General features: G+C 53.3%; 23 protein-coding genes, 1 tRNA gene and 2 pseudogenes. 13 read left to right on the forward strand and 13 right to left on the reverse strand.

The genetic code is table 11. The annotated features are described in order from the left end of the window. Window positions 1-86 precede the first annotated feature (86 nt). Window positions 87-1,370 (forward strand): GTPase HflX, encoded by a 1,284-nt coding sequence (gene hflX, locus LKE28_05220; GenBank protein MCH3907647.1) that lies wholly within the window; start codon window positions 87-89, stop codon window positions 1,368-1,370. Between the two features lie 45 nt (window positions 1,371-1,415). Here hflX and LKE28_05225 read toward each other — a convergent pair whose 3' ends face one another. Next, window positions 1,416-1,922: a hypothetical protein gene (locus tag LKE28_05225; GenBank protein MCH3907648.1), complete on the reverse strand. Its 507-nt coding sequence runs from the start codon at window positions 1,920-1,922 to the stop codon at window positions 1,416-1,418. A 173-nt stretch (window positions 1,923-2,095) separates the two neighbouring features. Here LKE28_05225 and LKE28_05230 point away from each other — a divergent pair, with 173 nt between their 5' ends. Then, window positions 2,096-3,688: an OPT/YSL family transporter gene (locus LKE28_05230; protein ID MCH3907649.1), complete on the forward strand. Its 1,593-nt coding sequence runs from the start codon at window positions 2,096-2,098 to the stop codon at window positions 3,686-3,688. 11 nt (window positions 3,689-3,699) lie between these two features. Further along, window positions 3,700-4,776, forward strand: coding sequence for a 23S rRNA (adenine(2503)-C(2))-methyltransferase RlmN (gene rlmN, locus LKE28_05235; GenBank protein MCH3907650.1), 1,077 nt, complete (start codon window positions 3,700-3,702; stop codon window positions 4,774-4,776). Here the strand turns inward: rlmN and LKE28_05240 are convergent. The 7 genes from LKE28_05240 to LKE28_05270 all read right to left on the reverse strand — a co-directional run bounded on the left by LKE28_05240 (window position 4,688) and on the right by LKE28_05270 (window position 12,687). Then, entirely contained in the window at window positions 4,688-5,842 is a 1,155-nt protein-coding gene (locus LKE28_05240; protein ID MCH3907651.1) for an MFS transporter, read from the reverse strand. The genes rlmN and LKE28_05240 overlap by 89 nt on opposite strands. A 96-nt stretch (window positions 5,843-5,938) precedes the next feature. After that, the gene (locus LKE28_05245) at window positions 5,939-7,282 is read right to left on the reverse strand and encodes a C1 family peptidase (protein ID MCH3907652.1); all 1,344 of its coding nucleotides are present in this window, start codon (window positions 7,280-7,282) and stop codon (window positions 5,939-5,941) included. A gap of 54 nt (window positions 7,283-7,336) precedes the next feature. Next, window positions 7,337-9,130, reverse strand: coding sequence for an alanine--tRNA ligase (locus LKE28_05250; protein ID MCH3907653.1), 1,794 nt, complete (start codon window positions 9,128-9,130; stop codon window positions 7,337-7,339). Window positions 9,131-9,177: 47 nt separating this feature from the next. After that, window positions 9,178-10,110, reverse strand: coding sequence for a DNA-protecting protein DprA (locus LKE28_05255; GenBank protein ID MCH3907654.1), 933 nt, complete (start codon window positions 10,108-10,110; stop codon window positions 9,178-9,180). Window positions 10,111-10,153: 43 nt separating this feature from the next. Beyond that, window positions 10,154-11,467, reverse strand: a complete 1,314-nt coding sequence (locus tag LKE28_05260; GenBank protein ID MCH3907655.1) for a valine--pyruvate transaminase — start codon at window positions 11,465-11,467, stop codon at window positions 10,154-10,156. A gap of 57 nt (window positions 11,468-11,524) precedes the next feature. Beyond that, on the reverse strand, window positions 11,525-11,956 hold the full coding sequence (locus LKE28_05265) for a hypothetical protein (GenBank protein MCH3907656.1): 432 nt from the start codon (window positions 11,954-11,956) through the stop codon (window positions 11,525-11,527). Window positions 11,957-12,075: 119 nt separating this feature from the next. Next, window positions 12,076-12,687: a hypothetical protein gene (locus LKE28_05270; GenBank protein ID MCH3907657.1), complete on the reverse strand. Its 612-nt coding sequence runs from the start codon at window positions 12,685-12,687 to the stop codon at window positions 12,076-12,078. A gap of 523 nt (window positions 12,688-13,210) precedes the next feature. Here LKE28_05270 and LKE28_05275 point away from each other — a divergent pair. The 6 genes and pseudogenes from LKE28_05275 (at window position 13,211) to LKE28_05300 (ending at window position 16,654) form a co-directional block, all read left to right on the forward strand. Next, complete coding sequence (locus LKE28_05275; protein ID MCH3907658.1) at window positions 13,211-13,363, forward strand: hypothetical protein; 153 nt, start codon at window positions 13,211-13,213, stop codon at window positions 13,361-13,363. Between the two features lie 567 nt (window positions 13,364-13,930). After that, window positions 13,931-14,717 (forward strand): annotated as a pseudogene (locus LKE28_05280) (polysaccharide biosynthesis protein). A gap of 3 nt (window positions 14,718-14,720) precedes the next feature. Further along, window positions 14,721-14,933, forward strand: coding sequence for a hypothetical protein (locus LKE28_05285; GenBank protein ID MCH3907659.1), 213 nt, complete (start codon window positions 14,721-14,723; stop codon window positions 14,931-14,933). Window positions 14,934-15,004: 71 nt separating this feature from the next. Further along, a tRNA-Phe gene (locus tag LKE28_05290) sits at window positions 15,005-15,077 on the forward strand. A 605-nt stretch (window positions 15,078-15,682) separates the two neighbouring features. Beyond that, window positions 15,683-16,030: pseudogene (locus LKE28_05295) on the forward strand (AAA family ATPase). Window positions 16,031-16,060: 30 nt separating this feature from the next. Then, window positions 16,061-16,654, forward strand: a complete 594-nt coding sequence (locus tag LKE28_05300; GenBank protein ID MCH3907660.1) for a hypothetical protein — start codon at window positions 16,061-16,063, stop codon at window positions 16,652-16,654. Window positions 16,655-16,980: 326 nt separating this feature from the next. On the opposite strand, the gene LKE28_05305 is transcribed toward LKE28_05300, so the two are convergent. The 5 genes from LKE28_05305 to LKE28_05325 all read right to left on the reverse strand — a co-directional run bounded on the left by LKE28_05305 (window position 16,981) and on the right by LKE28_05325 (window position 20,804). Beyond that, window positions 16,981-18,075: a P1 family peptidase gene (locus tag LKE28_05305; protein ID MCH3907661.1), complete on the reverse strand. Its 1,095-nt coding sequence runs from the start codon at window positions 18,073-18,075 to the stop codon at window positions 16,981-16,983. A 4-nt stretch (window positions 18,076-18,079) separates the two neighbouring features. Then, on the reverse strand, window positions 18,080-18,283 hold the full coding sequence (locus LKE28_05310) for an Arc family DNA-binding protein (protein MCH3907662.1): 204 nt from the start codon (window positions 18,281-18,283) through the stop codon (window positions 18,080-18,082). Beyond that, window positions 18,283-19,278, reverse strand: a complete 996-nt coding sequence (locus tag LKE28_05315; GenBank protein MCH3907663.1) for an SPFH domain-containing protein — start codon at window positions 19,276-19,278, stop codon at window positions 18,283-18,285. The genes LKE28_05310 and LKE28_05315 overlap by 1 nt, the downstream gene beginning before the upstream one ends. A gap of 64 nt (window positions 19,279-19,342) precedes the next feature. Next, window positions 19,343-19,609, reverse strand: coding sequence for a hypothetical protein (locus LKE28_05320; protein ID MCH3907664.1), 267 nt, complete (start codon window positions 19,607-19,609; stop codon window positions 19,343-19,345). 196 nt (window positions 19,610-19,805) lie between these two features. Then, window positions 19,806-20,804, reverse strand: coding sequence for a hypothetical protein (locus tag LKE28_05325; protein ID MCH3907665.1), 999 nt, complete (start codon window positions 20,802-20,804; stop codon window positions 19,806-19,808). Between the two features lie 481 nt (window positions 20,805-21,285). On the opposite strand from LKE28_05325, the gene LKE28_05330 reads away from it, so the two are divergent. The 4 genes from LKE28_05330 to brxC are packed head-to-tail and all read left to right on the forward strand — an operon-like array spanning window position 21,286 to window position 26,142. Further along, on the forward strand, window positions 21,286-21,489 hold the full coding sequence (locus tag LKE28_05330; GenBank protein ID MCH3907666.1) for a hypothetical protein: 204 nt from the start codon (window positions 21,286-21,288) through the stop codon (window positions 21,487-21,489). After that, on the forward strand, window positions 21,486-22,070 hold the full coding sequence (locus tag LKE28_05335; protein MCH3907667.1) for a DUF1819 family protein: 585 nt from the start codon (window positions 21,486-21,488) through the stop codon (window positions 22,068-22,070). Before LKE28_05330 ends, LKE28_05335 begins: the two co-directional genes overlap by 4 nt. Next, the gene (locus LKE28_05340) at window positions 22,067-22,669 is read left to right on the forward strand and encodes a DUF1788 domain-containing protein (protein ID MCH3907668.1); all 603 of its coding nucleotides are present in this window, start codon (window positions 22,067-22,069) and stop codon (window positions 22,667-22,669) included. The genes LKE28_05335 and LKE28_05340 overlap by 4 nt, the downstream gene beginning before the upstream one ends. Then, window positions 22,669-26,142 (forward strand): BREX system P-loop protein BrxC, encoded by a 3,474-nt coding sequence (gene brxC, locus LKE28_05345; protein ID MCH3907669.1) that lies wholly within the window; start codon window positions 22,669-22,671, stop codon window positions 26,140-26,142. The genes LKE28_05340 and brxC overlap by 1 nt, the downstream gene beginning before the upstream one ends.

Genomic DNA, 26,142 nt, shown 5'->3' on the forward strand with positions numbered 1-26,142 from the left:
CGATACGTGCTTTGGCTCAATGCGAAACAGGCCGCAGGGGGGTCGGGAGACTGCACAAACCGGGAAAACACGATAGACTGTGCGGTATGTACGAAACCAAAGAAGCGCCGGCAAAGGCGTTGCTGTTTTCCCTGAAGGAAGACGGGTCCGACCCGTTGATGGAAGCGTTGAACCGTGAGGAGCTGGAAAGCCTGGTCTCCACATTGGGGGACGAGGTGCTCTCCAGCGAAGAGATACCGGTACGGACCATCAGTCCTGCCACCTACATCGGCAGTGGCAAGGTCCAGGAGATCAAGGAAGAGATACAGGAGAAGGACGCCAACCTCGTCGTCTTCAACATGATTCTCTCCCCCCGTGTCCAGCGGAACCTGGAGAAGGCATGGGAGACCCCGGTGATCGACCGCGAGGAGGTGATCCTCCGGATCTTCGCCCAGCGGGCCAGGACGAAGGAAGCCAAGCTCCAGGTGGAACTGGCCAGCCTGCAGTATCAGCGGCCACGCCTCAGACGGATGTGGACCGGGCTGAACCGGCAGCACGGTGGATTCTACGGGACCAAGGGAGAAGGAGAGACCCAGCTGGAACTTGACCAGCGGATCATCGATGACAAGATCGTCCAGCTGAAAAAGGATCTTGCCAAGGTATCCAAGGACCGGGAGATGCAGCGGCAAAGCAGGATGCGCAGCCCCCTGCCCCGTTGCGCCATCGTCGGCTACACCAACAGCGGTAAATCATCCCTGCTGAACCTTCTCGCTCCGGATGCCGGAGTCCTGGTGGAGGACAAGCTGTTCGCCACCCTTGATCCCACCACCCGGATGGTCAAGCTCCCCGGAGGGGAAGAGATGTTGCTCTCTGATACGGTAGGATTCGTCAGCAACCTTCCCACCCATCTGGTGGAAGCGTTCAAGAGCACGCTGGAAGAAGCCAAGTACGCCGATTTCCTGATCATCGTCTGCGACGCATCCCACCCGGACATGCTCTCCTGCTGGAATACGACGAAAACGGTACTTGAAGAGCTCTCCTGCGCCGACAAACCGGCCATCGTGTTCATCAACAAGATGGACAAGCCGTTCGACATGTTCGCCGTCAACCGGCTGAAGACGCTCTCCCCGATCGTCGTCACCGGTTCGGTGACGGAGAAGTCCAACATCGATGTGCTTGATGATGTCATTCTGGATATGATCCACCGTCTCAGCCCGGTGATGGATCTGACCATCCCGGAAGACCGTTACGACCTGGTGGCCCGCATCCGCAGGGAGGGACAGATCATCACCATCGATTATTCCGGCGAAGGCGTCCACCTGACGGCGCGGGTGCAGAACCCATCGCTCAGGGACCTGCTTGAGCCATTTCTCGCCTTCGCCAAAGCATAAAAAAACGGAGGTCCGAAGATCCCCGTCCTTCCCTCATGCAGAGGATTAGTTGAACAGGTACAGGGCGCCGAGCGCTCCACCCATGGTAAATCCGATCGTCGGGAAGATATCCAGACCCGGACCCAGCATCAGGTAGAAGCTCCACGGAGCCTTGGGGAACTGGTAGTTCAGACGAACAGGCGCCAATGCGGCAAGGTGAAAACCACCGTTGTTGTCATTGGAATCAGGAAGGATGAATCCTACCTGGCCAACCGCACCGACGGTGAGGAACCAGGAACCATCCGTCCAGTCGAAATCAGCGACCTTGAAGTTCACGCCGACATCACCACCAACCCAACCAAGCCAATTGCCATTGGCGGAGCCGAGGGAAACATCACCGATCAAATCAAAGCTGTTGCTCATCTTGTACTGGAACGCCACACCATTGGTGGGCCAGCCCAAGTTCACACCGACTGCGTATTTCGTGGTCGCGGCACCGATGGTGTTGCTTTTTGCGGCAACCGGCGCGATCAACAGGGCAACGACAATCAAAACCAACCAAATCTTTTTCATTGTTTTTTTCCTTCCCGAAGGGATTGAATCCCTTCTCAGTTTCGTAGCGACAAACACTACATTTCTCAACATTACGTGTTGTCAGATATCGACTGCATCATCCCAAAACAGCCAAGAAGTGTCAAGACTGGCGGAAGAGTTCCTATTTGGTTATGATGGCGGCAGAGGTTCGTATGCAAGAGAGACAATTGACCGGCCGCGGTCTTCTTATCGGTCTTGGAGGCTTGGTCGTCATCACGGCAAGCTCGATGTACGTCGCCCTCCGCATGGGGGCGCTTCCCTGGCCTACGGTGTTCGTCACCGTCATCTCCATGGCGGCCCTGAAGAAATGCAAGAACAGTACGATCCATGAGATCAACTGCACCCATACGGTAATGAGCGCCGGCGCCATGGTTGCCGGAGGCTTGGCCTTCACCCTTCCAGGCCTGTGGATGCTGGATCCTTCGGCCAGCATTCCCACCTTCACCCTGATCGCCTTGACCATCGTCGGTACCATCCTCGGCACGGCGTTCACCGCCGTGTTCCGCAGACGGATGATCGAACAGGAACAGCTCCCTTACCCGATGGGACAAGCGGCGTACAACACCCTGTCCGCCGGCATGGAAGGAGGCAAGAACGCCAAGACGCTGTTCGCATCCATGGGCGCCTCCGCCCTGTTCACCGCCATCCGTGACGGAGCGGGGAAAATCCCTTCATTGCTCCAGCTTGCAGCCGGTACAGCGTTCAGCCAGCCCATGTACATCTGGGTTTCCCCGATGGCCGTCGGCATCGGAGCGATCATCGGCCCAGTCCTGGCGTTGGTCTGGCTCCTTGGCATGGTTCTCGGCTACTACGTCATCACCCCGGTGGGATTGGCAACCGGACTGTTTGCCGACATGAACGCCGCTGAGCTGTTCCGACAAAACCTGGGCATCGGCCTGATGATCGGCACCGGCTTGGGTGTTCTGGTGAAAGCAGTGATCCATCTCATCTCCAAACGCACCAAGACGGAACGGAAGAAGCTCACGCCCCGGGCATTATTCTCCCTGTTGCTGCTCTCCCTCCTCTGCATGATCATGCTGACGCTGACCACCAGTGTGACGTTCCCGGAAACGATTGTGTTGGTCATCGGCGTTTTCTGCGCCACCTACCTGTCCAGCATGCTGACCGGCCAGACCGGGATCAACCCGATGGAAATCTTCGGTATTCTGGTGCTGTTGGTCGTCCAGCCGCTGTTCCATCCCGCATTGGCCCCGGCATTCACCATCGTGGCGGTCACTGCCGTGGCGTGCGGACTGGCGGGAGACGTGATGAACGACCTGAAGTGCGGATACCTCCTCGGCGCTGATCCCCGCCAGCAGATCCTCGGCGAAGGCATCGGTGGCGTGGTGGGATCGATTGTTTCGGTGTTTGTCCTGTTGGCGTTGAAGCAGTCATTCGGTTCCTTTGGAACGGCGGAGCTTCCCGCGCCCCAGGCGGCGGCCGTCAGCGCGATGATCGGTGGCCCCAAACAGATGCCGGCCTTTTTGATCGGTTGTGTTGTGGGTCTGGTACTGTTCCTCTGCAACGTCCCGACGGCCACCCTAGGGTTGGGCGTATATCTTTCCACGGCGATCAGCACCATCATGGCGGTGGGTGCGCTGGTCGCGTTGCTGGTCCGTAAAGTCGCCGGACGAGCCAAAACCGACACCAAGCTGGTGGACACCAACCTGGCATTGGTTTCCAGCGGATTCCTTGGGGGTGAAGGAATCACCGGAGTGATCATCGCCATCATCTCCATGTTCTAAGGAAGGAAAAAATGGAAACTACCAAACGGATGCCACTGTCCCTGTATGGACTCTCACCGGAAAACCTGGTCACCGCGCTGGATCTGCAGAGGCCGTACGAAGGCAAACAGATCTATCGCTGGCTGGTCAAAGGAGCTTCATCGTTCTCCGAAATGACCGACCTGTCCAAAGCGGAACGGGAACGGCTGGGGGCTTTGATGCCCAGCCTGTGCAGTTCCACAGTGGAAACCAGTTCCAGTGACGATGACGCCACCAAGCTGGCCATCCGGCTGCACGACGGCGGCTTGATCGAATGCGTCGTCCTGACCAACGGCAAAGGGCAACGCACCGCGTGCCTTTCCAGCCAGGTGGGATGTGCCATGGGCTGCGCGTTCTGCCGCACCGGCACGATGGGGCTGGCCCGCAACCTTGCCACGGAAGAGATCATCGAACAGTTCATCCATCTGTCCAAACTGGGCAAAATCGCCCGCATCGTCTTCATGGGCATGGGAGAGCCGATGGCCAATCTTCCCAACGTGCTCCGCGCCATCCACTTCTTCCATGATCCCGATGGATTCGGCATCAGCTACCGGAGGATCACCATCAGCACGTGTGGCGTCGTGCCGGGCATCGGGAAGATCTCCGAGCTGAAGCTCCCCATCCGGTTGGCCGTCTCCCTGGTGTCGGCGGACGATACGCTGCGTAGCCGCATCATGCCGGTGAACCGCACCTGGAACCTGGCACCGTTGCGCCAGGCGCTGGCAAGCTACCAGCACGACGGTGGTAAACGGTTCACCTTCGAGTACTGCATGCTGGGCGGCGTCAATACGACGGAGTCGGCGGCGAAAAAACTCTCCGCCTACACCAAAGGCCTGGATGTGATCGTCAATCTGATCCCCTACAACGAAGCGGCTGAGTTGCCTTGGCACGCTCCGTCGGAAGAGGAGATCAGATCGTTCACCCATTACCTCGACCTGATGCGCGTCCCCTACACCATCCGCATCTCCCGCGGCGGGAACATCAGCGGGGCGTGCGGCCAGCTGGCCACCAAGGCGATGTCCGGTTACGAAGAGGACGAGGACGACGAACCAGAAGCCCCAGCGCGATAACCAGGACGAGAACGCCCAGCCAGAACGCGCCGGAGATCGTCCGGTCCGCTACCGTTCCCAGCAATGGGGAGAGGAGAATCTCCACGCCATCGAAGCCCATCTGCTGCAGTGACAGCACCGTCGCCCGGTTTCCTTCCCCGGTGAACGAAACCTGGGTGCGCGTCGCGTAGGGAAGAAACAGCGTGCTTCCCAGCCGGAGGGCAAGCACCCCGATGACGGCGCTTGCCATCCCCGTCCCCCACGCCAACGCGACGCACCCTGAAATGGCGAGCGAAAAACAAACCAACGAGGCGCCCCTGTGGCGGTACAGCCGTTCGGACCATACGCCGCCCGCGATGGAGACCAAGGATAGCGCCAGATACGGGAAAGAGAACGAAGAGACGGCAAGGCCGGAAGCCTGGTAACGAACCTGCACCAAAAACACGGTGAGAATCTGGTTGACGGCGGCGACCAGCGCGACGGCAAGCAGAAACCGCACTTCCTCCCATCGCGGACGGGTCCACCTCACCCCGTGCCCGTTTTTCTCTTCCATCGGGACTTCCGGAAGCAACACCATGCATCCTAACGAAAGGAAACTGGTGATGACGGTCAGCCAACCGCTTTGCTCCAAGGGATCAGAAAGAAACGGGAACAACACGGAGACGACCAGGAGGCCGGCCATGCCGCTTGCCTGGTAGACTCCGTATCCCTTCTGGCTTCCGTCCACCCGGGAAAGGTAGGCGGAATCCACCCCACTCTGGGCGCTGTTCGCCACAGCGAGCAGGAGCCGTTCGATGAGGAACACGGAGAAGGAATGAGCCTTCCAGAATACAATTTTCGAGAGGAACAGGACGAGGGAGGAGATCACCAACGTCCTGCGATACCCGATCCGGTCGGCGACATATCCCCACGGGACCTCCAGAAGGAGGCCCAACGCCAGGGAGATCGACTCTATGACCAGCAGGGATGTAAGGTTCAGTCCCCTCGCCTGACGGTACACCGTGGCGATCGGGGCATAGAACACCAATCCAGCGAAAAACGACGAAAGACAAAGCAGTCTCCCGCCATGAGACGTAACGGAACGCATACGACACACTCCATGCATACGGATACCGGCCTCGTACAAGGCCGGAGAAAAAGATCCGTATGCTCAGATTGGAGCGTGCCGCACTGCTTCCTCGATTCAGCGAGCCAGGGAGCCCATTGGATCCCATGGCTTCAGGACGATCGGCTTTTGGGAGAGCATCGCTTTCTGCGCTTCAGAAAGATACTTCTTGTTGACGACCACCTGGTAGGTGTACTCGTCGAACCACCGGTCCGTCATGACGAAGAACCCTTTCAGTCCGGGTTCATCGCCCCAGGAATTCTCCACTCTCCAACGGTCAGGCGTCCCGTTCTCATCCAGGTTCACCCCGGTGAGCACCATGGCATGGGTCATCAGGCTCTCGCCGTAGTCCAGCCGCTGAGCCTTGGAAAGCGGGAAATTGGTATCGAACAGATCCTTGACGTCCAATGCTTCCAGATCCATCATGCCGGCCTTCCGGTCGGAGAACTGCCCGACATCACTGCCGAACCACACCGCCTTGCCATCCTTCAGCTGCTTGATGGCCAGATCCTTCAGGTCGGAGATGGGAAGGTTCAGGTAGAACACGTCGCGTCCCCCTTTGACGTTGCCCAGGTACTGCACGGTAAAGGTCTTGCCGTACGGTTTGTCCGCCGTCGGCGCGTTGATCAACGACACGTAGTCATCCAGGTTCATGCCGACATACTTCTCGTAGAATTCCTTTGGTGTGATCTTTTCGTCGCGGATGAACTTGTCGTTCTTGTCCCGCGTCTCGAAGGTGAAGGTCACCGGGGGCTTGCCCAGGGCGATGCACAGCATCCGATAGATCGTCTGCAGCATGTCCTGCTTCATCACCCTGAGCTCCGCTTCCGTCTTGCCGTTCTTGGAAGCGGCAGTACGAAGAATGCAGGCGAATTCCCTGAGTTTGGTGGTCAGGTACTTGTCCAGCTCGCGGGTCGCCGACGAAGCGACCGATTCCGGCATCGCTTCCTTGGGCACCACACCGTACTTCTCCACCAGGTTGACGAACATGTCCCACTGACCGCCGTCTCCCATCGGGCCGGACAACAGGTAGCTGACCACGCGGCCGTCAACCGGCTCGTCCTTCGTCTCGATGATCGATTCCAGAAACCAGTTGGATCTCTCCAACTTGTCCCAGAACAGTGGATAGTTCTGGGAAAGCTCAAACGTCTTCAGGTTGAGCTTCTCCATCACCTCGATGCGCATCACGTTCAACGCGGCGAACATCCAGCACCGGCCGGATTGCTTCTGGTTGGTAATGTCCCCCACATTGGGAAGACTCACCGAAAAGCTGTGGCGCACTTCACGGGGACGATACACGTTGGCGGCGCTCTGGTTGATGCCATTGGCCACCACGGCGTTCATCGCCACGATGTGCTCCCGCTTGCTGTCAAAACTGGTACCAAACTCCTGAATATCTTCACGAGTGATTGATTCGTTCATTGTAAAACTCCTTCAAAAAAGGAGGGCTCCCACCAGAGAGCCCATCCCTTGTCGTTATTTCTCAAGGACTGCCTTGATCCTCCGCACGCCTGCGGAAGAGCTCTGTTCCTTGACGATCTTGAAATGCCCCATGCCACCGGTATGGGTGACGTGCGGGCCTCCGCACACTTCCCGTGAGAAGTCTCCGATGGAATACACCTTGACCTGTTCGCCGTACTTGGCGGAGAACTGGGCGAACGCACCTTCCTTCTTGGCGTCCTCCAGACTCATCACATCGCACCGCACCGGGAGATCGGCCTGGATTTCCTTGTTGACCAAGTCTTCCACCTGCTGGATCTCTTCCTTGGTCAGCGGCTTGTCATGGTCGAAATCAAAACGGAGCCGCTCCTCGGTGATGTTGGAACCCAGCTGCTTGACGTAGCCGCCCAGCACGACGCACAGCGCCTTGTGCAACAGGTGCGTCGCCGTGTGGAGCGCCGTTGTTTCGGCGCTGTGGTCGGCCAAGCCGCCTTTGAACACCTGCTCGGCGCCGCCGCGGCTGATGGCCTGGTGTTTTTCGAACGCTTCCTTGAAGCCAGCCTCATCCACCGTCATGCCATGCTCTTTGGCAAGCTCTTTGGTCAGCTCAATGGGATAGCCGTACGTATCGTACAGCTTGAACGCCGTCCGACCGCCGATCCGCTTCTGGGGATCCTTCAGCAGGTTGGGCAGCATCTTCTCAAATTCACGCTCCCCTTTGACCAGCGTCTCCTCGAACTTCTCTTCCTCGGCCTGCAGTTCCTTGAAAATGAAATCCTTGTGGGCCAGAAGCTCAGGATACGGAGCACCATACAGATCCAGGACGATCGGGGCAAGGTCACAGAGGAACGGCTTGTCCATCCCCAGCTTGTGACCGTGCCGCACGGCGCGACGGATCAAACGGCGCAGGATGTACCCCTGCCCGACGTTGGACGGAGCCATGCCTTTCTCATCCCCCAGAATGAACACCGCCGTACGGATGTGGTCGGCGATGATCCGCATGGAAATATCCGTATCCGCGCTCTGGCCGTACGTCACGCCACTGAGTTTGGAAATCCCTTCCAGGATTGGGGTGAACACTTCCGTCTCATAGACGCTCTTCTTCCCCTGCAGAATGGTGATGGTCCGTTCGATGCCCATGCCGGTGTCGATGCACTTGCGTTCCATCGGGACGTACTTGCCTTCCGGGGTTTTCCGATAGCCCATGAACACGTCGTTCCATACTTCGAAGTACTTGCCGCAATGGCAACCTGGCCTGCAGTCAGGGCCACAGGCGGGAGCTCCGGTGTCGATGAACATCTCGCTGTCCGGACCGCAGGGACCGGTCTCTCCGGCCGGACCCCACCAGTTGTCCTCGCGGGGCAGGAAGTAGATCCGCTCCTTGGGGATGCCATGGCTCATCCACGCTTCGGCGGCCTCGTTGTCCCGGGGTACCTCATCGTCACCGGCAAACACAGTGACGGAGAGCTTGTTCTGGTCGATGCCCAGCACCTGGGTGAGGAACTCATAGCTGTAGGCGATGGCCTCTTTCTTGAAGTACGCGCCCAACGACCAGTTGCCCAACATTTCGAAGAACGTCAGGTGGCTGGGATCACCCACCTCATCGATGTCTCCGGTACGGATGCATTTCTGGTAGTCACAGAGCATTTTCCCCGCAGGGTGCTCCGCTCCAAGAATATAAGGTACAAGGGGATGCATGCCGGCTGTGGTAAACAGCACGGTCGGATCATTCTCCGGAATCAGTGAGGCCCCGCTGATCTGCTTATGGCCTTTGCTGACGAAGAAATCAATATACTTCTGACGTAATTCATTAGCGGTCAACTGTTTCATAGTACCAAGAATCTTAGGTAAACCCCCGTGGAGTGTCAAGGCGATGATCAAAACAGGGAAAGCTGTTCGGGAAGGATTTTTTTCGGTTTTTTCTCTGCGGGTTTGTCAGGAAACAGATGCCGGGTGATGTCCCCAGGCTTGTCCACCACAACCACACCGGAACGCGAGGCAAGCCGACGTGGCCAGAGGAGCGCGTCGTTGTCCACCGAGCTCCGATACAGGAACACGGGACGTCCCGCGTCCAAGGCGAATTCCGCCTGGCTGACCGCCCCTCCTCCATCACGCTCCTCGATGACCACCACGGCGGAAGCCAACGTGCAGAGCAGACGGTTGGCCAGGGCGAGAAACCATTTCTGTGGGGTCAGCGCCGGACTGAACCGGCTGACGAGAATCCCCCGTTGGGCGATCTCTTCCTGCAACTTGGCATGCTCCGGGGGATAACAAGAGCCCAGTTCCGTCCCCAGCACGGCGATGGTCGGCCACCCGTTCTGCAACGCCGCCAGATGGCTGACGCCTTCGATGCCCAGCGCCATACCACTTGCCGTGACGATTCCTTTCTTCCCCAACGTCTTGACCGTCTCAATGCACAGACGCTTGCCCTCTTCCGAAGGCCTCCGGGTCCCCAGCACGGCGACGGAGACACGACCAAGCAACGATCCATTCCCCCGGGTGAACAGGAACCGAGGGCAGAATGGGGAATCATGGGTTCCTTTGGGCCATCCCCCATCCTCCCACGTCAGGACATTGACGTCATCCGGGATGGATTCAAACGCCGGCCGGCATTTCAGATAGGCATCCGTCAGGACGCGGGAAGAGACGCCGAGCAGCTCGGCGTACCGGTCGATCTCCACCGAGATGTCATCGCTGGTGTCAAATTCCGCACACGCCTGGCCGAAGGCGGTGACGGCCTTCGCTTCCGAACCTTGGGAAGCGATGACCATCGCCTGGAAATTCAGAGCCCTGCGTACCTCTTTCCTCATGATTGTACTCTGCCACAGTGGGGCGTCTCTGTCCAGAACAGCTTCAGCCTCCGTACTTCCGGTACTGCTCTGCGATGATGCGCAGTCCCGTCTCCACCTTTTCTTCCGGAGCTGAGTAGTTCAACCTGAGACATTTGGTGAAGTGCGGATGGGGATACGGTTTCCCTTCCTTCTGGTCGGGGTGACCGAAGAACGAATATTCCCCTGGTACGGTGATGACACCTTGCTGTTTCAGCACTTCGTAGAATTGGCAGGTCGGAAGGGAAAGCCGTGGCAGATACAGCCAGCAGAAGATGGATCCTTCCATCTTATGATAGGCGTAGTCCGTCCCGGCGAAGAACGTTTCGATCCACTGCTGGGTCTGTCTGGCCCGCTTCTGATAGTACGGCTGGACGGCATGCTTGGCCAGTTCCACCAGCTTCCCGCTTTCGATGAGAGATCCGGCAAGCACCTGTCCCATCGAACCGCTGGTCAGCGAAACGATGGCGTTGATGTTGGACAGTGCCGTGATGATCTCCTTCCGGGCGACGACGATCCCGGTGCGGATGGCCGGCAGCCCGATCTTCGAAAGGCTCATCGAAAGGATGATGTCCTGGTTCCAGATGGGCTCCGCGTGATCGATGAACACGATGTCGGGGAACGGAAGGCCATAGGCGTTGTCCACCAAAAGTGGAATACCATGGGCATGGGCGAGATCGGAAAGATGATGGATCTCCTGGTCGGTCAGGACGTTGCCCGAGGGATTGGTCGGCCGGGTGACGCAGATGGCGCCCACCTGCCCGTCCTCTCCTTCGTTTGTATGCGCTTCCAGATACTCCTCAACCAACGGGAAGTCGATGGCGTACTTGAACGTGTGCTCCCCCAGGTAGGTGCATCGGGATGGCAGGCTGACGAACGTATCAGGCTCAATTCCCTGATCGGCATACCCCACATACTCTGGCATCAGGGGAAAAAGCACCGTCTTCTTCCACGTATGGCGATCCCGGGTGAAGGAACCGGAGAATAGGTTGAACAGGTCGAACATGGCGCTCTGCGAGCCGTTCAGCACGGCAACGTTCTCCGGTCCGATCTTCCAGCCATACGTGTGGGAAAGGTACGAGGAGACCTGCTCGACGAAGCGCATCCTTCCCTGCGGCGCGTCATAATGGGCGATGACGTTCTCAAACGCATCCCCGTCAGCGAGCAGTGCTTCCATTTCTCTGCGGTACGCAGCTTCCACCTGGGGAATGCGCGCGGGGTTCCCCCCACCAAGCGGGTACGGAGTAACCCCTTTGGGAAGGGGTTTGCCAAGGTCATCCATCAACGAAAGGATTCCTGACCGCGAGGTCAGTTTACTGCCAAAATCAGAGAGTTCCATGGAAGGCATCGTACCCAGAAGTCCGGGTTATCGCAACATCCCAAAGATAAAATAGTGTTACGGAAGCGTGGTGAAACTCACCGTGATGGTATCCTTGTACGTTCCGCTCGCCCCATTGGCCGCCGCATTGGCGTCAATGCCGGAGACGATCAGATCCTTGATGTTGGAACCATTGACGATACCCGTCCAGTAGTACTCATCTCCCTTGGTCAGCTGGTCGCTGCCCAAGTACAGGTTGAAATCAAGCGGCGTTCCATACCCGCTTTCCGGAGTCAGCTGGAACGCGGTATCACTGGCGGCGTTGTCGGTGAAGGTCATCGACTGGGTGTATGTTTGGCCTGAGATTCCGTTGGTCAGCACGATGTTCGCCTGGGTGATGGTCGCCTTGTTGCTTCCCACCGCATTTTGGATGCTGAAAGACGACTGCGTGTCGGTGAAAAAGAACGAAAGCTCAGGAGTGGGCTCTTCAACCTTATCGCCGTAGATCATGCCATTCGCTTCAATATCCGAGTACGCCGCAGAACCGACAACATTCGTGGAAGCCGTTCCATCGACGCCATTGACAGGAACATAGGTAGTATAAACATCCGGATTACTTGCCATCGATCCTAATCCCGTATTGGCATCATCGCAACCGCCACTTTGATCGTAGGAGCCAACCCATTCGGGAAAGTGAGCGTCGTATCTTTTTTGTAATAATTACCCCACGTCTGGAGAGTTCCTGTCGTATTCGGATCAGGAGTGTTGCAGTTCATCAAATAAAAATCAATTTCCAACGGGTTTACCGTAACCGTGTTCGCACTCCAATTATCGGTGCCTCCAAGAGGTATACTACTGTCGCCGTAGAACGGAGAAATCGCCGGAGCAGAACCGCGTCCATTGATGTAGGAAACCGCCACGATCGTAAAAGGCGCATCAACGTATGAATAGGTAGGATTTGTAGACGGATCAGACCAGGAATACAATCCCCGCACCGTAATGTTGGAACCGTTGGCCACATTGAGAAGCCCAGGCGTATAGATGGTTCCCGCTCCCTCTGAGGATGTGATGACCAGCGTTCCAATCTTCGCCCCGATGATGCGATCTGAAGTATACGGACCGGGTCTCAAACCAAAATAGATATTGCTATCCGGCGTATACGTTGCCGTCACCGTTCCAAAACACCCGACGGATACGATGACGAACAGGAGAAGGAATGCGGCGAAACGCTTGGTTATCATATGTCTTCCCATTTACTGGTAATGTAAACATTTTAGTCGTAAAAGTAAAGATGTAAGGCATCTGTAATAATAATCATCTATCTACGTTTTTTATTATATATTATAAGATATATTTGAATTCAAAAAGTTGATACCTGTTTCCCCTTTTCTTCTGTCATATGTATGGTTTTTTTCCTTTTTATGAAGCCTTTCGGATTCCTTGTTTCCTTTTTTTAAACCGCACGAATAGGATGAACGTACACATCCTCTCCATGTAACCTTCGATTTTCATCAATAAACTATCTTCACAAAGTATGGAAGAAGCAACTACAATACCATACGATCGTTTGTTCTTTTTCTAGGTTGTCCCTTTTCGTGTTGCGTATCAGAAATCATGGAGTCATTGTTGTGAAATCACATACTTCAAACATCATACGTTTCGTCGTGCTGCTGGCAAGTGATCTCCTTGTTTTGATTCTTACCGGACTCTGGGCCATTTTCCTCACCATTGGGCGATCGGGGAACTTCGTCCTCGCTTCTTCCCATGATGTTCATCCTTGTCGGCGGAAAGATCGTTGTCGCCTATCTGTTCCGGGTGTACAACATTTCCTTGCGGTACTGTTCGTTGGACCTCTTGGTCCACAGCCTTGTCTCTCTTTCTGGTGGACTTTGGCAGTGTACCTTGGCTTCGGCCTGAAGGATGGCTTCGCCACCATCCCATCCCGGCTTGCCGCAAACCTGGCCATGTGGAACTACATCGGCTTTGTCGGGTACCGGGTGTTGTACCGCCTGGTCTATGAAGTCCAAGGGAAAACGAAGGCCCCGCACCACCAAGCGGGTGATCCTGTATGGCGTCGGAGAATGCGGCAAGGCGTTCATCCGCCACGAAGACCAAGGCAAAACGGACTATGAGATCATCGGGGCACTGGATGACGACCCGAAATACTACAAGCGGATCATCCTGGGCAGAAAAGTGCTGGGTACGATCGACGACCTGGAAAAGGTGTACATCCAGTACAAACCTGACCTGTTGATCGTCGCCATCTCCTCAGGTATTTCCGCGGAGAAGATGCAGAAGCTCGCCGTCCTGTCCAAACACTATTCAGTGGACGTAAAACTCGCCCCTTCCATGTTTGAGCTCTCCTCCAGCAACCACAAGTCCGAAATGGACCTTCGTTCGCTGGACTACCCTGACCTGCTCGGCCGTCCGTTGATCTCCATCGACCGCCAGCCGATCCTCGACATGATCCAAGGCAAACGGGTGATGGTCACCGGAGCCGGAGGCTCCATCGGCAGCGAGATCTGCCGCCAGCTGAAATCGTTCCATCCCGCCCAACTGCTTCTGTTGGACATCGATGAGACGGAACTGCACGACTTGTCGCTGGAACTGCACGACTACCAGCAGGAATTCTCCCAGGACATCTTCCCTATCTGCTGCGACATCAAGAACAAGGAGAAGATCGACGAGATCTTCCGGACGTTCAAGCCGCAGATCGTCTTCCACGCCGCCGCGTACAAGCACGTCCCGATGATGGAACTCTACCCGGAGGAAGCCATCCGGACCAACATCCCTGGTTCGTACAACATCATGACGGCGGCAAAAGCGAACCACGCCGAGAAGGTCATCGTCATTTCCACCGACAAGGCGGTCAACCCGACCAACGTGATGGGAGCGACCAAACGTGTCGTCGAGATGGAGGCGGCCCTGCTGACCAGCGACGAGACCCCAATCGTCTGCGTCCGTTTCGGCAACGTGCTGGGAAGCCGTGGTTCGATGCTTCCCTTGTTCTTCCAACAGATCAAAGGCGGGGGTTCCCATCACCGTGACGGACAAGAACATCATCCGTTACTTCATGGCGATCCCCGAAGCGGTCGGCCTGGTCTTCCGCGCCGGCGCGATGGGGAACGGCGGAGAAGTGATGGTCCTGGATATGGGAGAGCCGGTAAAGATCTACGATTTCGCCGAGAAGCTCATCGACATCTATGGGGACAAGGAAAGAAACAAGATCATCATCACCGGCCTTCGCCCCGGCGAGAAGCTGTATGAGGAGCTGTTGGCCAACAAGGACAACACCATCCCCACCACCAACAAGCGGATCTTCAAGGCGAAGGTCACCGGGACGCTCCAAAAAGAGACCTTCGAGAAAATGCTTTCCACCATTGAACAGGACGATACCAAGACGCTCCTGGCCAATCTCAATGCCGTTGTCCCGGAGTACACCCCCAAACCGTGCAAAAGTTGGGAATCCTATACGGAACTGGCATGAAGGAGAAGGCGGTTTTCTGGCAAAAAGGGTTTACATGAATGAGATAATTTGCTATTCTCTTTCAAGCGTTCGCCGCTTTAGCTCAGTTGGTAGAGCAAAGGACTGAAAATCCTTGTGTCCCCAGTTCGATTCTGGGAGGCGGCAATTCCACAACCCCTTACTTCATATGAGGTAAGGGGTTACGTATTTCTAGGGTACAAGAGACACTCAGAACTTCGCATCGTAACAACCAAAACCTTGGCATTCACCCATAACGGTTGGTACATTCCAAACAGCAAGAGGAATCTTGCAGGGGGATCGAGCTCCGGCAACCTGAGGTTCGGGGCCTTTTTAGGAAGCCCTGCAAGACGATACAACAACGGGTCAGTCTTCTTCGGCCAAGAAGTTTGAAACTTGATAATCCCCACAAAAACAGAGCGATGCAATACTTCCTGAGAATGGGAAAGAAGCAATCCGGTAATACCGATTTGCAACATTCTCCTTCCCGTTCTCAGGAATCAGGAAGCGGTATACACTCGCCTACACAGACAAAAAGCGTGTCCCTTGATTTTATCTGAAGATTTTACGCACATGTGCACAAATTCTTCAGTCTCTTCCTTCTCCTCCCTGTTTCACCCGACGTTCATGGTCCTCTTCTCTCTATGTTCTGTAATCAATAACTGCAAACACTTGCAAAAATTTATTACAGAAAGGTAGTCATGAACCAGGAAATCAAACGGGATCGATATCTCGACAAATGCATCAAGAGGATGGGAAACGGCCTCATCAAGGTTATCACAGGTATTCGACGATGTGGCAAATCGTATCTCCTCAACCCTCTTTTCAAAACCCATCTTCTCTCTTCCGGAGTCAAGGAAGACCATATCATTGAAATGGCGTTTGACACGAGAGAAAATGTACGATTCCAAAACCCTGACCTGTTTGACGACTGGGTGAATCATCAGATCAAGGATGCGGGAACCTATTACCTTCTTCTTGATGAGATTCAGCTCCTTGGTAACTTTGAAGCCGTACTGAACGGATTCCTCAGAAAGAACAATATCGATGTTTACGTGACGGGAAGCAATGCCAGATTCCTTTCTGAAGATGTCATCACGGAATTCAGAGGACGTGGCGATGAAATCCATATGGCTCCCCTGAGTTTCTCTGAGTTCATGTCGGTCTTCCCGGGAGACAAGCGGGACGGCCTGAACGCATATATGCGGTATGGAGGTCTTCCACGTGTGGTTCTCGCCCCGGATGAAGAGCAGAAAATGCTCATGCTTGAAGCGTTGCTTCGTGAAACCTACCTGACAGATATCATCAACAGGCATCACATCAAGAAACCGGGCGAGATGGCGGAACTTCTTGATATCCTAAGCTTAAACATCGGTAGCCTCACCAACCCATTGACGATCGTCCACACGTTCCATTCCGTGAAAAAATCGACCATCACCCCCGCCACCATCTCACGGTACCTTGGATACCTTTCCGATTCCTATTTGATCGAGTTTGCCAAGCGGTACGACGTAAAAGGGAAAAAGTACATTGAGACTCCTAAGAAGTATTATTTCTCAGATCTTGGACTCCGTAATTCCCGAATTCATTTTCGCCAGATCGAACCTTCCCACAGCATGGAGAACATCATCTATAATGAACGGAGAACACGTGGTTTCAACGTTGACGTCGGCGTGGTGCCAGTATCCGGGAAAAACCGTTCCGGTTCCATGGTACGGAAATAGCTTGAAGTTGACTTTGTCGCCAACAAAGGTTCAAGAAGGTATTCCATCCAGTCTGCGTATCTGATGCCGGATGAAGACAAACGGAGACAGGAAATCCGACCGTTTCTCTCCATCGATGATTCCTTCAAAAAAAACATCATCACCCAGGACACCGCAGGCAAATGATATTCCGATGAAGGCATCCTGACGATGAACATCTTTGGTTTCCTGTTGGATGCAAACAGCCTGGAGTACTGACGTTCACCAGACACGATCCTAGCGGCCACCGCCCCTATGCCTGATGCGCCAGTACGGACTTTCCACGGTACGCTATGGCGTATTACCCTTCAACGGTCATGCTCTCCTGCTTCTTTTTCCTCCGTCTTCGCAAGGATATCCCCCAGCGCCCACCGCACATGCCCGCTCCTGCCTTCCACCGTGGTGGCATGCAACAGGGAGCTGAGCACCGCCTCATGGACGGCATCGGCCGTGGCGCGGAAGACGACGTCGATGGCGTTGTCGTCCACCATCCGGAACGGAAGGATCTCGGTCTTGGCGTAATGGGGAACAGGGTTGGCCGTCGAGAACGCGATGGCGATCTCCCCGCTGCCGTTGGAAACATACGAGCCGGTGCGGGAAAGCCCGACGGCGGCACGCTTGGCCACCCGTTGCAGTTGCCTCTCGGACAGGGGAACATCCGTGGCGATGAGGGTGATCACCGAACCGGCGTCACGCTGGGTTGCAAGTTCCTTCCGCAACTGGGGTTCATGGGATTGGAGCCACGAGGCGATCTGGGGACCTGCGGGATCATGGCCGATCACCAGATCCTGGAGACGACCGAAGTTTGTCAGGACCAGCGCCCCCACCACAAACTCCTTTCCATCCAGCGTCACCAGACGGGAGGATGAACCGATGCCGCCTTTCAGCTGGTGGCAGCTCATCCCCCTCCCTGCTCCGACGGATCCTTCCTGGAAATCCTCCGCGCAATTTTTCCACGCGGAGAGGACATCCGCCTCGGTGACGGAAAGGGCACGGATGTCGTTGAGGTATCCGTCATTGCACTCGCAGACCACCGGGTTGACCGTACCGGTCGTGTCGCCAATATCCGGGTTGATCCGAAGCAGTTCCCTCACCACCGCCGTGTACGCCGTCCCGACGCTCAACGTGTTGGTCAGGACGATCGGGCTCTCCAGCGTCCCCAGTTCGTTGATCTGCACCAGACCGGTGCTCTTGCCAAAGCCGTTGATCACGTGGGAGGCGGCCATCACCTTGTCGTGGAAAAGATCCCCCGGATGGGGGAGGACCACCGTCACGCCGGTCTGCACGTCACCGTGGGCGAGCGTGCGGTTGCCCACACGCACCCCCGGCACGTCGGTGATCAGATTCCTCGTCCCATGGGGGATCCCCCCGATTTTCAACCCTTCCTGTTCCTCCAGTCCCATCTGCTCACCCTTCCCCTTTCTCGTTTGGATCGTCTTTCAGCCCTTTGCGCTTCCGGACACACTCCGTCAACAGGAATTCGATCTGCCCGTTGATCGACCGGAAATCATCCTCCGCCCAGGCGGCGAGATCCCGCCACAGCGAAGGAGAGAGCCGAAGCAGAATCTGCTTCTTCCCTTCCCCGTTTCCCTTGTCCGCTTCCGTCTTCATCAGTAGATCGATCCGCTGTTGACCACCGGCTGGGCGTCTTTGTTGCCACACAGCACGACCAGCAGGTTGCTGACCATCGCGGCCTTGCGCTCATCGTCCAGCTGGACGACCTTGTGCTCGCTGAGCTGTCCCAACGCCATCTCCACCATGCCGACGGCGCCCTCGACGATTTTCTGCCGGGCGGCGATGATCGCCGTCGCCTGCTGGCGCTGCAGCATCGCAGCGGCGATCTCCGGCGCGTAGGACAGGTGGGTGATCCTGGCTTCTTCCACCCTCAAGCCGGCGATATCCACCTTTTTTTGCAGTTCCTTGGCAAGATCATCGGCGACCTCCTGGCTGCTGCCCCGAAGGGATTTCTCCCCTTCCTCATCCGCCGCGTCGTAGGGGAACATCCTGACTACGTTGCGCAGGGCGGCGTCACACTGGATGGACAGGTACTCGATGTAGTTGTCCACGTTGAACACCGCCTTGGCCGTATCCACAACCCGCCAGACCACCACCACACCGATGACCACCGGGTTGCCCAGACTGTCATTTACTTTCTGTTTCTGGTTGTTCAGCGTCATCGCCTTCAGGGAAATCTTCCGGTTCGCCATGTTCTTTTTCCCCGTCAACGGAGAAATCGCCTCGGTGGCGTCTCCGGTGGAAGGCTTGGTTCCCGCCGCCGGATTGAACGCCGTGGCGAACGGATTGACGAAAAAGAATCCGTCCCGTTTGATCGTCCAGTAGTACGAACCGAACAGGGTAAGCACCAACGCCTCATTGGGCTTGACCACCTTCAGCCCGGCGTAGAGGATCGGCCCCACCCCGAATCCATAGATTCCGGTGACAATCGTCCAGACAAGGTCCATCCCCTCCATCTGCCGGTAGGTCACCAGCAGGCAGAAGACGACGATCGTCGCGGTGACCAGCAACGTATTGATCACCAGAGCGGCCATCCCGTTCATCGGCCGGTTTAGCACATGTTCCCTGACATCGGTCAGCTTGGTTTCCATAGGTACTCCTTGTTGATATCAATATGATATCATACACATATCATTACAAAGAACCTGGATTCCGTCAAGAGATGATCGACTGGGGTTGCAGCACGAGCGGCCGGAACGCGGACATCCGATGGTAGAACAACAAAGGACTCTGGAACAACGAATCATAATCGGGGAACCCGGCACGGTAACTGGGACCGGAGAACAGGAATACCTGACGTTTCCCGTCCGATTCCACAAACAGGGCGTATCCATCGGAAGTCATCCGCACCACCCCTTGCCGGATGTGTCCGACAGGATCCCGGACCCATCCGTTTCCTTGGGCATCCAGACACAAAACCACCTTGGTACCCTGATATCTCCAGAGGTGGCATTCCGTCCGATAAGATTCAGAGGTTTGGGAGAGTGGGTCAAGAGGGGTATGTGCTCCATTTTCTTCCATAACAGAACGACCTTCTGTGATATTTTCTTCTTATATTAAAAAATCCGAATCTGCACCGAGGTGATGGAGAAGTGCATTTGGAGGCTTGGAATGCAGTTTATCTCCGATAACGGAGCAAAACAGGGAAGTCCATTGCTCTGGACAGCAACTTTTCAACCTTTTCGTATTTGTTTTCCGGCTTGTTCATGATCACCGAGAACATATTGAGATAGCCCTGCAGTTCAAACCTCATGAAACCGGAATGCGCGCGCAGGAACAGTTGGAGAAGCCTGCAAAGGTCGTTTATCGGGTCAAGTGGATTGTCGTCGTCAGGCAGCTTCTTGATTTCCCTCGAGTCATATACCTCACTCTTCAAATTCAGTTTCTCCACCAGTTTCCGGTGGGACTTTTCCTTGTCGTGCACCAATGTGGAACCTGGGGCGATATGACTTGAAAAGACGTCCAGGGTTTTCTTTCCTGACGTCTTGCCTGTCCCCTCGAAGACAAACATCGACTGTCCGTGGCTGTCACGGGCGACGCCTATGCAAAGCTGGTTCCTGGAAAGCCCCCTATACTCTGTGCCGTCATCATGGTGCTCGATATCGTCTGACCTGACCTTGCAGAACGTCTCGTCAATCCATATGCGGTCCTTGAGGACAACCTCGTCCTGGATCCCCTCAAGCAACAGGAATGTCTTGTCCATCCAATACATCGTCGTATTGTTGGAATTCCTGTTCACCTTTGAAGTTAGGCCGAAACTGCCGTACCCGAATATGTCCAGAAGGAACCCGATCCATTCGGAAATCGGTATCTTGTGGCTGTCGAATATGGTGTTCGTGATGGCGGTGAAGCGTCTCCCGCATGCGTTGCATTTGAACCTGGCGATACCGCCGCTCGATTTCCCGTCTTTGACGATCTTGTCGGACCCGCACATCCTGCAGGTCTTCAGCTCGTACGAATTGATGAACTCGGATTCGTCCATCTCCTCAAAAGTCGGGTGCCTGTGCGCGTAATCCCTCTCCGTACAGCGGTCTATGAAAGATTGGAGAGGTGTCGGATTCTTGTCCTCTGTCCAGGGAGTCCTTCTTCTTGACTTGGTCTTGATGTCTCTTTTCATGGGTGGTAGTCCAATGGTACTCGGGAATGACTTGTTCTTGGACTACCACATCTCGTAACAAATCATTCCTTCGTACGTAGCAAAGTATATCAGCTGCCAATGGTCGTTTTCAATCAATCTATCAGATGACGTTTATCACCTCGGTGCAGATTCGGATTTAAATACAACAATATGGGAACAAAATAAAGGTTGAAGGTATTGTTGTTCTTAACATACCTCTAGATTAGAATCCGAAGCTGAAGTCGAGAAATGTAATCATCAAAACTACGTTTACGACTTGGCTTTAAGTCTTTCCAAACGTAAACGCTATAACCCATTGATATTTCGAGAGTTATGATTTGAACATAAACGCCCCTTATTTATCTTGCCCAATGTAAACATTACTATCAGATTCAAACCATTCCATATTTTTTAAAGCCTATTTTCCAAATTGAGAGACTTCTGAATTGAAAATTTCCTAAACAAGAAATACACTATCAATATGCTTTCGATTGACGATTATTCAACAGCCAAGGAAATGGCGGAGCGTTGGGGGGTTACCGTCAGGATGGTCATCCATTATTGCGACCGGAATCTGATTCCGGATGCTGTCAAAAAAGGCAATCTCTGGCTCATCCCGACAAATACTGAAAAGCCTGAAGACAGAAGATTGAAGGCATTCAAAAAACAGAGGACTGATGAATGAATGATAGGCTCTCATTGCCAACCATATCCGGGCTGGCAATCAATCCAGCCTCATGGCTGGCAAAACGATATCTTGAAACCAAAGACTGGGAACCATGCCGGAAGGAGGCTATGGAAAACAATCTCATGAAGATTGAGAAAAATGCCTCCGCAGCAAGATATCTTGCATATACGATGAAGCTTCTCCGCTCTCTTGATGACAGAGAGCTTCAATTGCTTGCTTCTCTGAATGCAGATACACAGCGTGCAATGATGTGGCTTGCTTTCTGCAGGACGTATCCGTTGATAGGGAAGTTTGCAGACACTGTAATCAATCAGAAATACATTCAACATGATTTTCATCTGTCCCCTGGAGAATGGAATGAATTTCTCTCACGGGAAAGCTGTGAGCACCAGGAAATAGAAAATATAGGAAAGGCCTCAAGGCTGAAGGCAAAATCCGTGTTGTTCGGAAATCTCAAGAGTCTTGGATATCTTTCATCGTCAAACGAGCTGAAGGAAGCCATGCTTGCAAATGAAGCAGTCGTAGCAATCGGATCTGATATTAGATTCTTTCCATGTATTGCCGGAGGTTCCAGATGAGCAGCAAGGAAATGACCTATAACGAAAGATATGCCTTTCTTCTTGATCTTCTTGATGATGACAAATTCATTCGGAAGAAATATGTCGGTGCTGAGATCCCGAACTACATCTGTGCATTTCCACCAGAAGATGTCAGCTCATACAACGACATGCTGGAAAATCTAGCAAAGGCTTTAACCAGTAAAGGACGAAAAGTTCTCAAGGTTAACGTGTATGAGATCATGATTGAAATGCTTAAGGATTCAGGCGACTTTGAAGATTATCTGGAAGAGCCATCCCTGACACATAAGAAGATCATGGAGGATTTCGAAGGTGTGCTCGACAATGACACGGAGTTCGCTCCGAAGGTTGCATCGATTATCAATGAAAGCGTTCCAGGTATCGTTCTCATGAACGGTATCGGAGAGGCTTATCCTTTCATCAGAATCCATACGCTTCTTGAAAAGCTGCCGACATTACTCAAACGACTTGTCCCGATAGTCGTCTTCTATCCAGGAAATTACGACAAGGTCACAGGCAGTTCTGCCTTGCAGCTTTTCGGGAAGCTTGAACATAAGAACTACTACAGAGCATTCAACATATTCACGGAGGTTCGCTGATGCCACTGAAATTCGAATCCATCTTCACCAATCAGATTGCCAGGGACATAAATGGAGTCATCAATACTGATAGCCAGTCCACTCTTGGAGAGGAGTTCAGCGAATACGTAATCACGAATGAAGTCGCAAACTGTCTCGATGGTTTCTTTGAGAAATACAACGAGCACAATCCTATCTACAACGGTGTCTGGATCTCAGGCTTCTTCGGTTGCGGTAAATCACACCTGTTGAAGATTCTCTCATACCTCATCGCAAACAGCGATATCGATGGGAAGAAGGCTGTCTCGTATTTCGACAACAAGCTCAATGATAATCCGATGCTTCTTGGGCAGATGAGAAAAGCTGCTGGAATTCCATCCGAGAGCATCCTTTTCAACATCGTCCAGTACAACCAGAATGACAAGTCAGAGCCGATTCTCCACATCTTCCAGAGGAAGTTCTATGAGCATTGCGGTTACTTTGGAATAAATCCGAAAATCGCTGCATTCGAGATGGAACTCGACAAGGAAGGCCTCTTTGAGAAGTTCAAGGAAGTCTTCAACCAGGTTTCAGGCAAGGTCTGGGAAGAGGCGAGAAAGAAGCCCAACATCAACAACAGACATATCGCCAAAGCCTTTGCTGAGGTCACAGGAAATGCTGAAGATCAGGATCTTCTTGACAGCTATGAAGCTGAAATCAGCATTCACGACTTCGCAGTGCAGGTGAAGGAATACATGGATTCTAAAGGATCCGATTTCCGTCTCAATTTCTTTGTCGATGAAGTCGGTCAGTTTGTTGCAAGATCAAGCCGCCTCATGGTTGATCTCCAGGAGATTGCAACCAGCCTCAGTTCTGTTACTGCCAACAGGTCCTGGGTCATGGTCACAAGCCAGGATGAGCTTGAGAAGTTCGTGAAGAACCTCGACAAGCAGGACAAGACAGATATCAGCAAGATCATGGGCAGATTCTATGTGAAGATGTCACTGTCCAATGCCAACGTCAATGAAGTCATCCAGAAGAGGCTTCTTGAGAAGAATGAAGAAGGCAAGAAGATTGTCGGATCTGCATATGAGATCCAGAAAGAGAACTTCAACACACTCTTCCAGTTCGTGAACGGGCCGAAAAAATACAGGGTATACAGGGACAAGGATGAGTTCGTCACGACATATCCATTCGTCACATACCAGTTCGACATGTTCAAGACTACACTTGAAACATTGTCATTGCACAATGCATTCCCAGGTGAGTACACGTCAACTGGAGCGAGATCCATGCTTGACGTTTTCCACAAGGTTCTCAGGGACTTTGCGGAGAAAGAAGATTCAAATGTAGGGACATCGCTCATTCCTTATGACGTTATGTATGACGGTCTCAAGGATCTCCTGAAAGAGAACTTCAAGAGATCGATAGATCTTGCCGAGAACAACATTGTTGATAACCCGTTTGCAATCAGAGTCCTGAAGGCACTCCTTCTTGTGAAATACCTTCAGAGGGAATTCAAGCCGACAGCGCATAATCTCAGCGTGCTCCTGCTTACAAGCTTCAATGACAACCCTGCAGAGCTTGTCGAGAAGACAGAAGAGGCTCTGTTGAGGCTCACGAAGGAAACCTACATCCAGCGAAATGGCGACCAATATGACTTCCTGACAAACGAGGAAAAGGATGTCGAGGAGGAGATAAAGCAGACCTATGTTCCTCCGAAAGATCTCACAGATGAGGTCAAGGCAATCATCTATGACAATATCCTTTCCGGAGTTACAAAGGCTCAAGATGAAAGAAATCTCACAAGCTATCAGTTCACAAGAAAGATAGACGGAGAGACTGTTGTCTCAAGGAATGCAGAACTGAGCATCAACATCCTCACTCCATTCAGCGGAAGCGATTCGCATCCTGAGTACAGCGATACCCTCACATCTCCTGATACAGAGCTAGTGATGCTTTTAAAGCCAGACAAGAGGCTTGCAGATGACCTTCTTCTCTACCTGAAGACAAAACAGTATGTGAAGAACAATGCTGGAATGACTGTTTCTGAAGACAGGGAAAAAGTTCTCAAGGCAAAAGGTGAGAGAAACACGACAAGACGTGAGGAGATTGAGAATGCAGTCAGGGATATGATGAGCGAGGCTGAGTTCTATGTCTCAGGCACAGCTCTTGATGTAACATCTTCATCTAGAATCGATGCTCGTGTTGAAAGGGCTTTCCAGATTCTCATTGAGAAAGTCTATCCGAACTTGAAGATGATCACAAAAGAGTCATCAGGAGAGATGAATGCAAGAGGCCTCATTGACAAGAATGTCGATTCCGAGCTCTTTAAGGAGTCAGCATCAGAAGCCGAGACGCAGATCCTCAATCAGCTGAGGATCGATAAGGAGAGGATCACCACAACAATCTCGTCTCTTCTTGATAAGTTCAGGAAGAAGCCATACGGCTGGCCTGAGACGGCACTGATCTACAACCTCATCCTTCTTATGAGGAAGAGCCTCATCAACATTAAGAAGGATGGAAAGGTCGTTGATAATCCTGCAACTCTGAAAGGATTCCTGTTCTCATCTTCACAGTATGGTCAGACTGTAATCGAGCTCTGCCAGGATATTGATCCAAAGAGAATCAAGGAGCTCAAGAACTTCATTTTTGACTTCACAAACCTGAAGTGTTCGTATGACGATGCAAAGAACACTGCCAGAATGGCCGCAGATGCAATAAAGAAGACCTATGATGATGTGAGAGACAAAGCCTACTCGCTCAGATACCCGTTCACTGAGAGCATAAAGGACAAGCTGAAGCTCCTTCAGAATGTTGTAGGACAGGATTATCTCTGGTTCTTCTCTGATGAATTTGAAGACATAAGCGATGAGATTCTCGAGGCAAAAGAGGATTATTTTGATAAATTCCTCATATTTACCAGCAGAAAAGAGAACATCGAAAAGTATGAGGATGCTGAACGCCTCATCAAACGCAATGAGAGCATAAAGGATCAGCTTGATACTGAATCCTGGAATAAGATTATCGCCATACTGAACGACAAAAACCTATACAGCAATTCATCACTCAGTGAACTTGATAAACATGTCAGTGCACTCAAGCTCAGCATCTCCCAGCTTGTGACAAAGGCAAAGAATGATGCCCTTGATGATTTCGAGAAATACGCAGAGTCTGTCCAGAAGGAGACAGCCTATCGTCTGCTCGGAGAAGACCAGAAGGAACATATCAACAGCCTGGTATCAACGGCAAAGACAAAGATAGCAGCAATCTCTTCGATTGATGAGCTCAACAATACAAACACATTCACCATCAAGGATACGAAGCGTCAGATCAGTGCACTCCTTGAAGAAGGTAAGGAGAAAGCCCAGGAGAAGAAGATTATCAGGCTTTCAGCAATCCAGGCGTCTCACGTCACTGCTCCTATCAAGACGGCAGATGATGTAACTGCATTCATTGAGAAGCTCAAGAAGGAAATGATGGACAGAATCAACGAAGGATATACGGTGGAATAA

The sequence above is a fragment of the Sphaerochaeta sp. genome, from assembly GCA_022482495.1.
Classification (GTDB): Bacteria; Spirochaetota; Spirochaetia; order Sphaerochaetales; family Sphaerochaetaceae; genus RUG023.

Excerpts from the sequence above, each read along its gene's own strand:
- LKE28_05265 (MCH3907656.1), bottom strand. The coding sequence starts at position 11,956 with ATGATCTACGGCGATAAGGTTGAAGAGCCCACTCCTGAGCTTTCGTTC.
- LKE28_05255 (MCH3907654.1), bottom strand. The coding sequence starts at position 10,110 with ATGAGGAAAGAGGTACGCAGGGCTCTGAATTTCCAGGCGATGGTCATC.
- LKE28_05325 (MCH3907665.1), bottom strand. The coding sequence starts at position 20,804 with ATGAAAAGAGACATCAAGACCAAGTCAAGAAGAAGGACTCCCTGGACA.
- LKE28_05240 (MCH3907651.1), bottom strand. The coding sequence starts at position 5,842 with ATGCGTTCCGTTACGTCTCATGGCGGGAGACTGCTTTGTCTTTCGTCG.
- LKE28_05315 (MCH3907663.1), bottom strand. The coding sequence starts at position 19,278 with ATGGAAACCAAGCTGACCGATGTCAGGGAACATGTGCTAAACCGGCCG.
- LKE28_05250 (MCH3907653.1), bottom strand. The coding sequence starts at position 9,130 with ATGAAACAGTTGACCGCTAATGAATTACGTCAGAAGTATATTGATTTC.
- LKE28_05270 (MCH3907657.1), bottom strand. The coding sequence starts at position 12,687 with ATGATAACCAAGCGTTTCGCCGCATTCCTTCTCCTGTTCGTCATCGTA.
- brxC (MCH3907669.1), top strand. The coding sequence starts at position 22,669 with ATGCCACTGAAATTCGAATCCATCTTCACCAATCAGATTGCCAGGGAC.
- LKE28_05330 (MCH3907666.1), top strand. The coding sequence starts at position 21,286 with ATGCTTTCGATTGACGATTATTCAACAGCCAAGGAAATGGCGGAGCGT.
- rlmN (MCH3907650.1), top strand. The coding sequence starts at position 3,700 with ATGGAAACTACCAAACGGATGCCACTGTCCCTGTATGGACTCTCACCG.
- LKE28_05340 (MCH3907668.1), top strand. The coding sequence starts at position 22,067 with ATGAGCAGCAAGGAAATGACCTATAACGAAAGATATGCCTTTCTTCTT.
- LKE28_05275 (MCH3907658.1), top strand. The coding sequence starts at position 13,211 with ATGATGTTCATCCTTGTCGGCGGAAAGATCGTTGTCGCCTATCTGTTC.
- LKE28_05225 (MCH3907648.1), bottom strand. The coding sequence starts at position 1,922 with ATGAAAAAGATTTGGTTGGTTTTGATTGTCGTTGCCCTGTTGATCGCG.
- LKE28_05335 (MCH3907667.1), top strand. The coding sequence starts at position 21,486 with ATGAATGATAGGCTCTCATTGCCAACCATATCCGGGCTGGCAATCAAT.
- LKE28_05245 (MCH3907652.1), bottom strand. The coding sequence starts at position 7,282 with ATGAACGAATCAATCACTCGTGAAGATATTCAGGAGTTTGGTACCAGT.
- LKE28_05310 (MCH3907662.1), bottom strand. The coding sequence starts at position 18,283 with ATGAAGACGGAAGCGGACAAGGGAAACGGGGAAGGGAAGAAGCAGATT.
- LKE28_05230 (MCH3907649.1), top strand. The coding sequence starts at position 2,096 with ATGCAAGAGAGACAATTGACCGGCCGCGGTCTTCTTATCGGTCTTGGA.
- LKE28_05305 (MCH3907661.1), bottom strand. The coding sequence starts at position 18,075 with ATGGGACTGGAGGAACAGGAAGGGTTGAAAATCGGGGGGATCCCCCAT.
- LKE28_05260 (MCH3907655.1), bottom strand. The coding sequence starts at position 11,467 with ATGGAACTCTCTGATTTTGGCAGTAAACTGACCTCGCGGTCAGGAATC.
- hflX (MCH3907647.1), top strand. The coding sequence starts at position 87 with ATGTACGAAACCAAAGAAGCGCCGGCAAAGGCGTTGCTGTTTTCCCTG.
- LKE28_05300 (MCH3907660.1), top strand. The coding sequence starts at position 16,061 with ATGGCTCCCCTGAGTTTCTCTGAGTTCATGTCGGTCTTCCCGGGAGAC.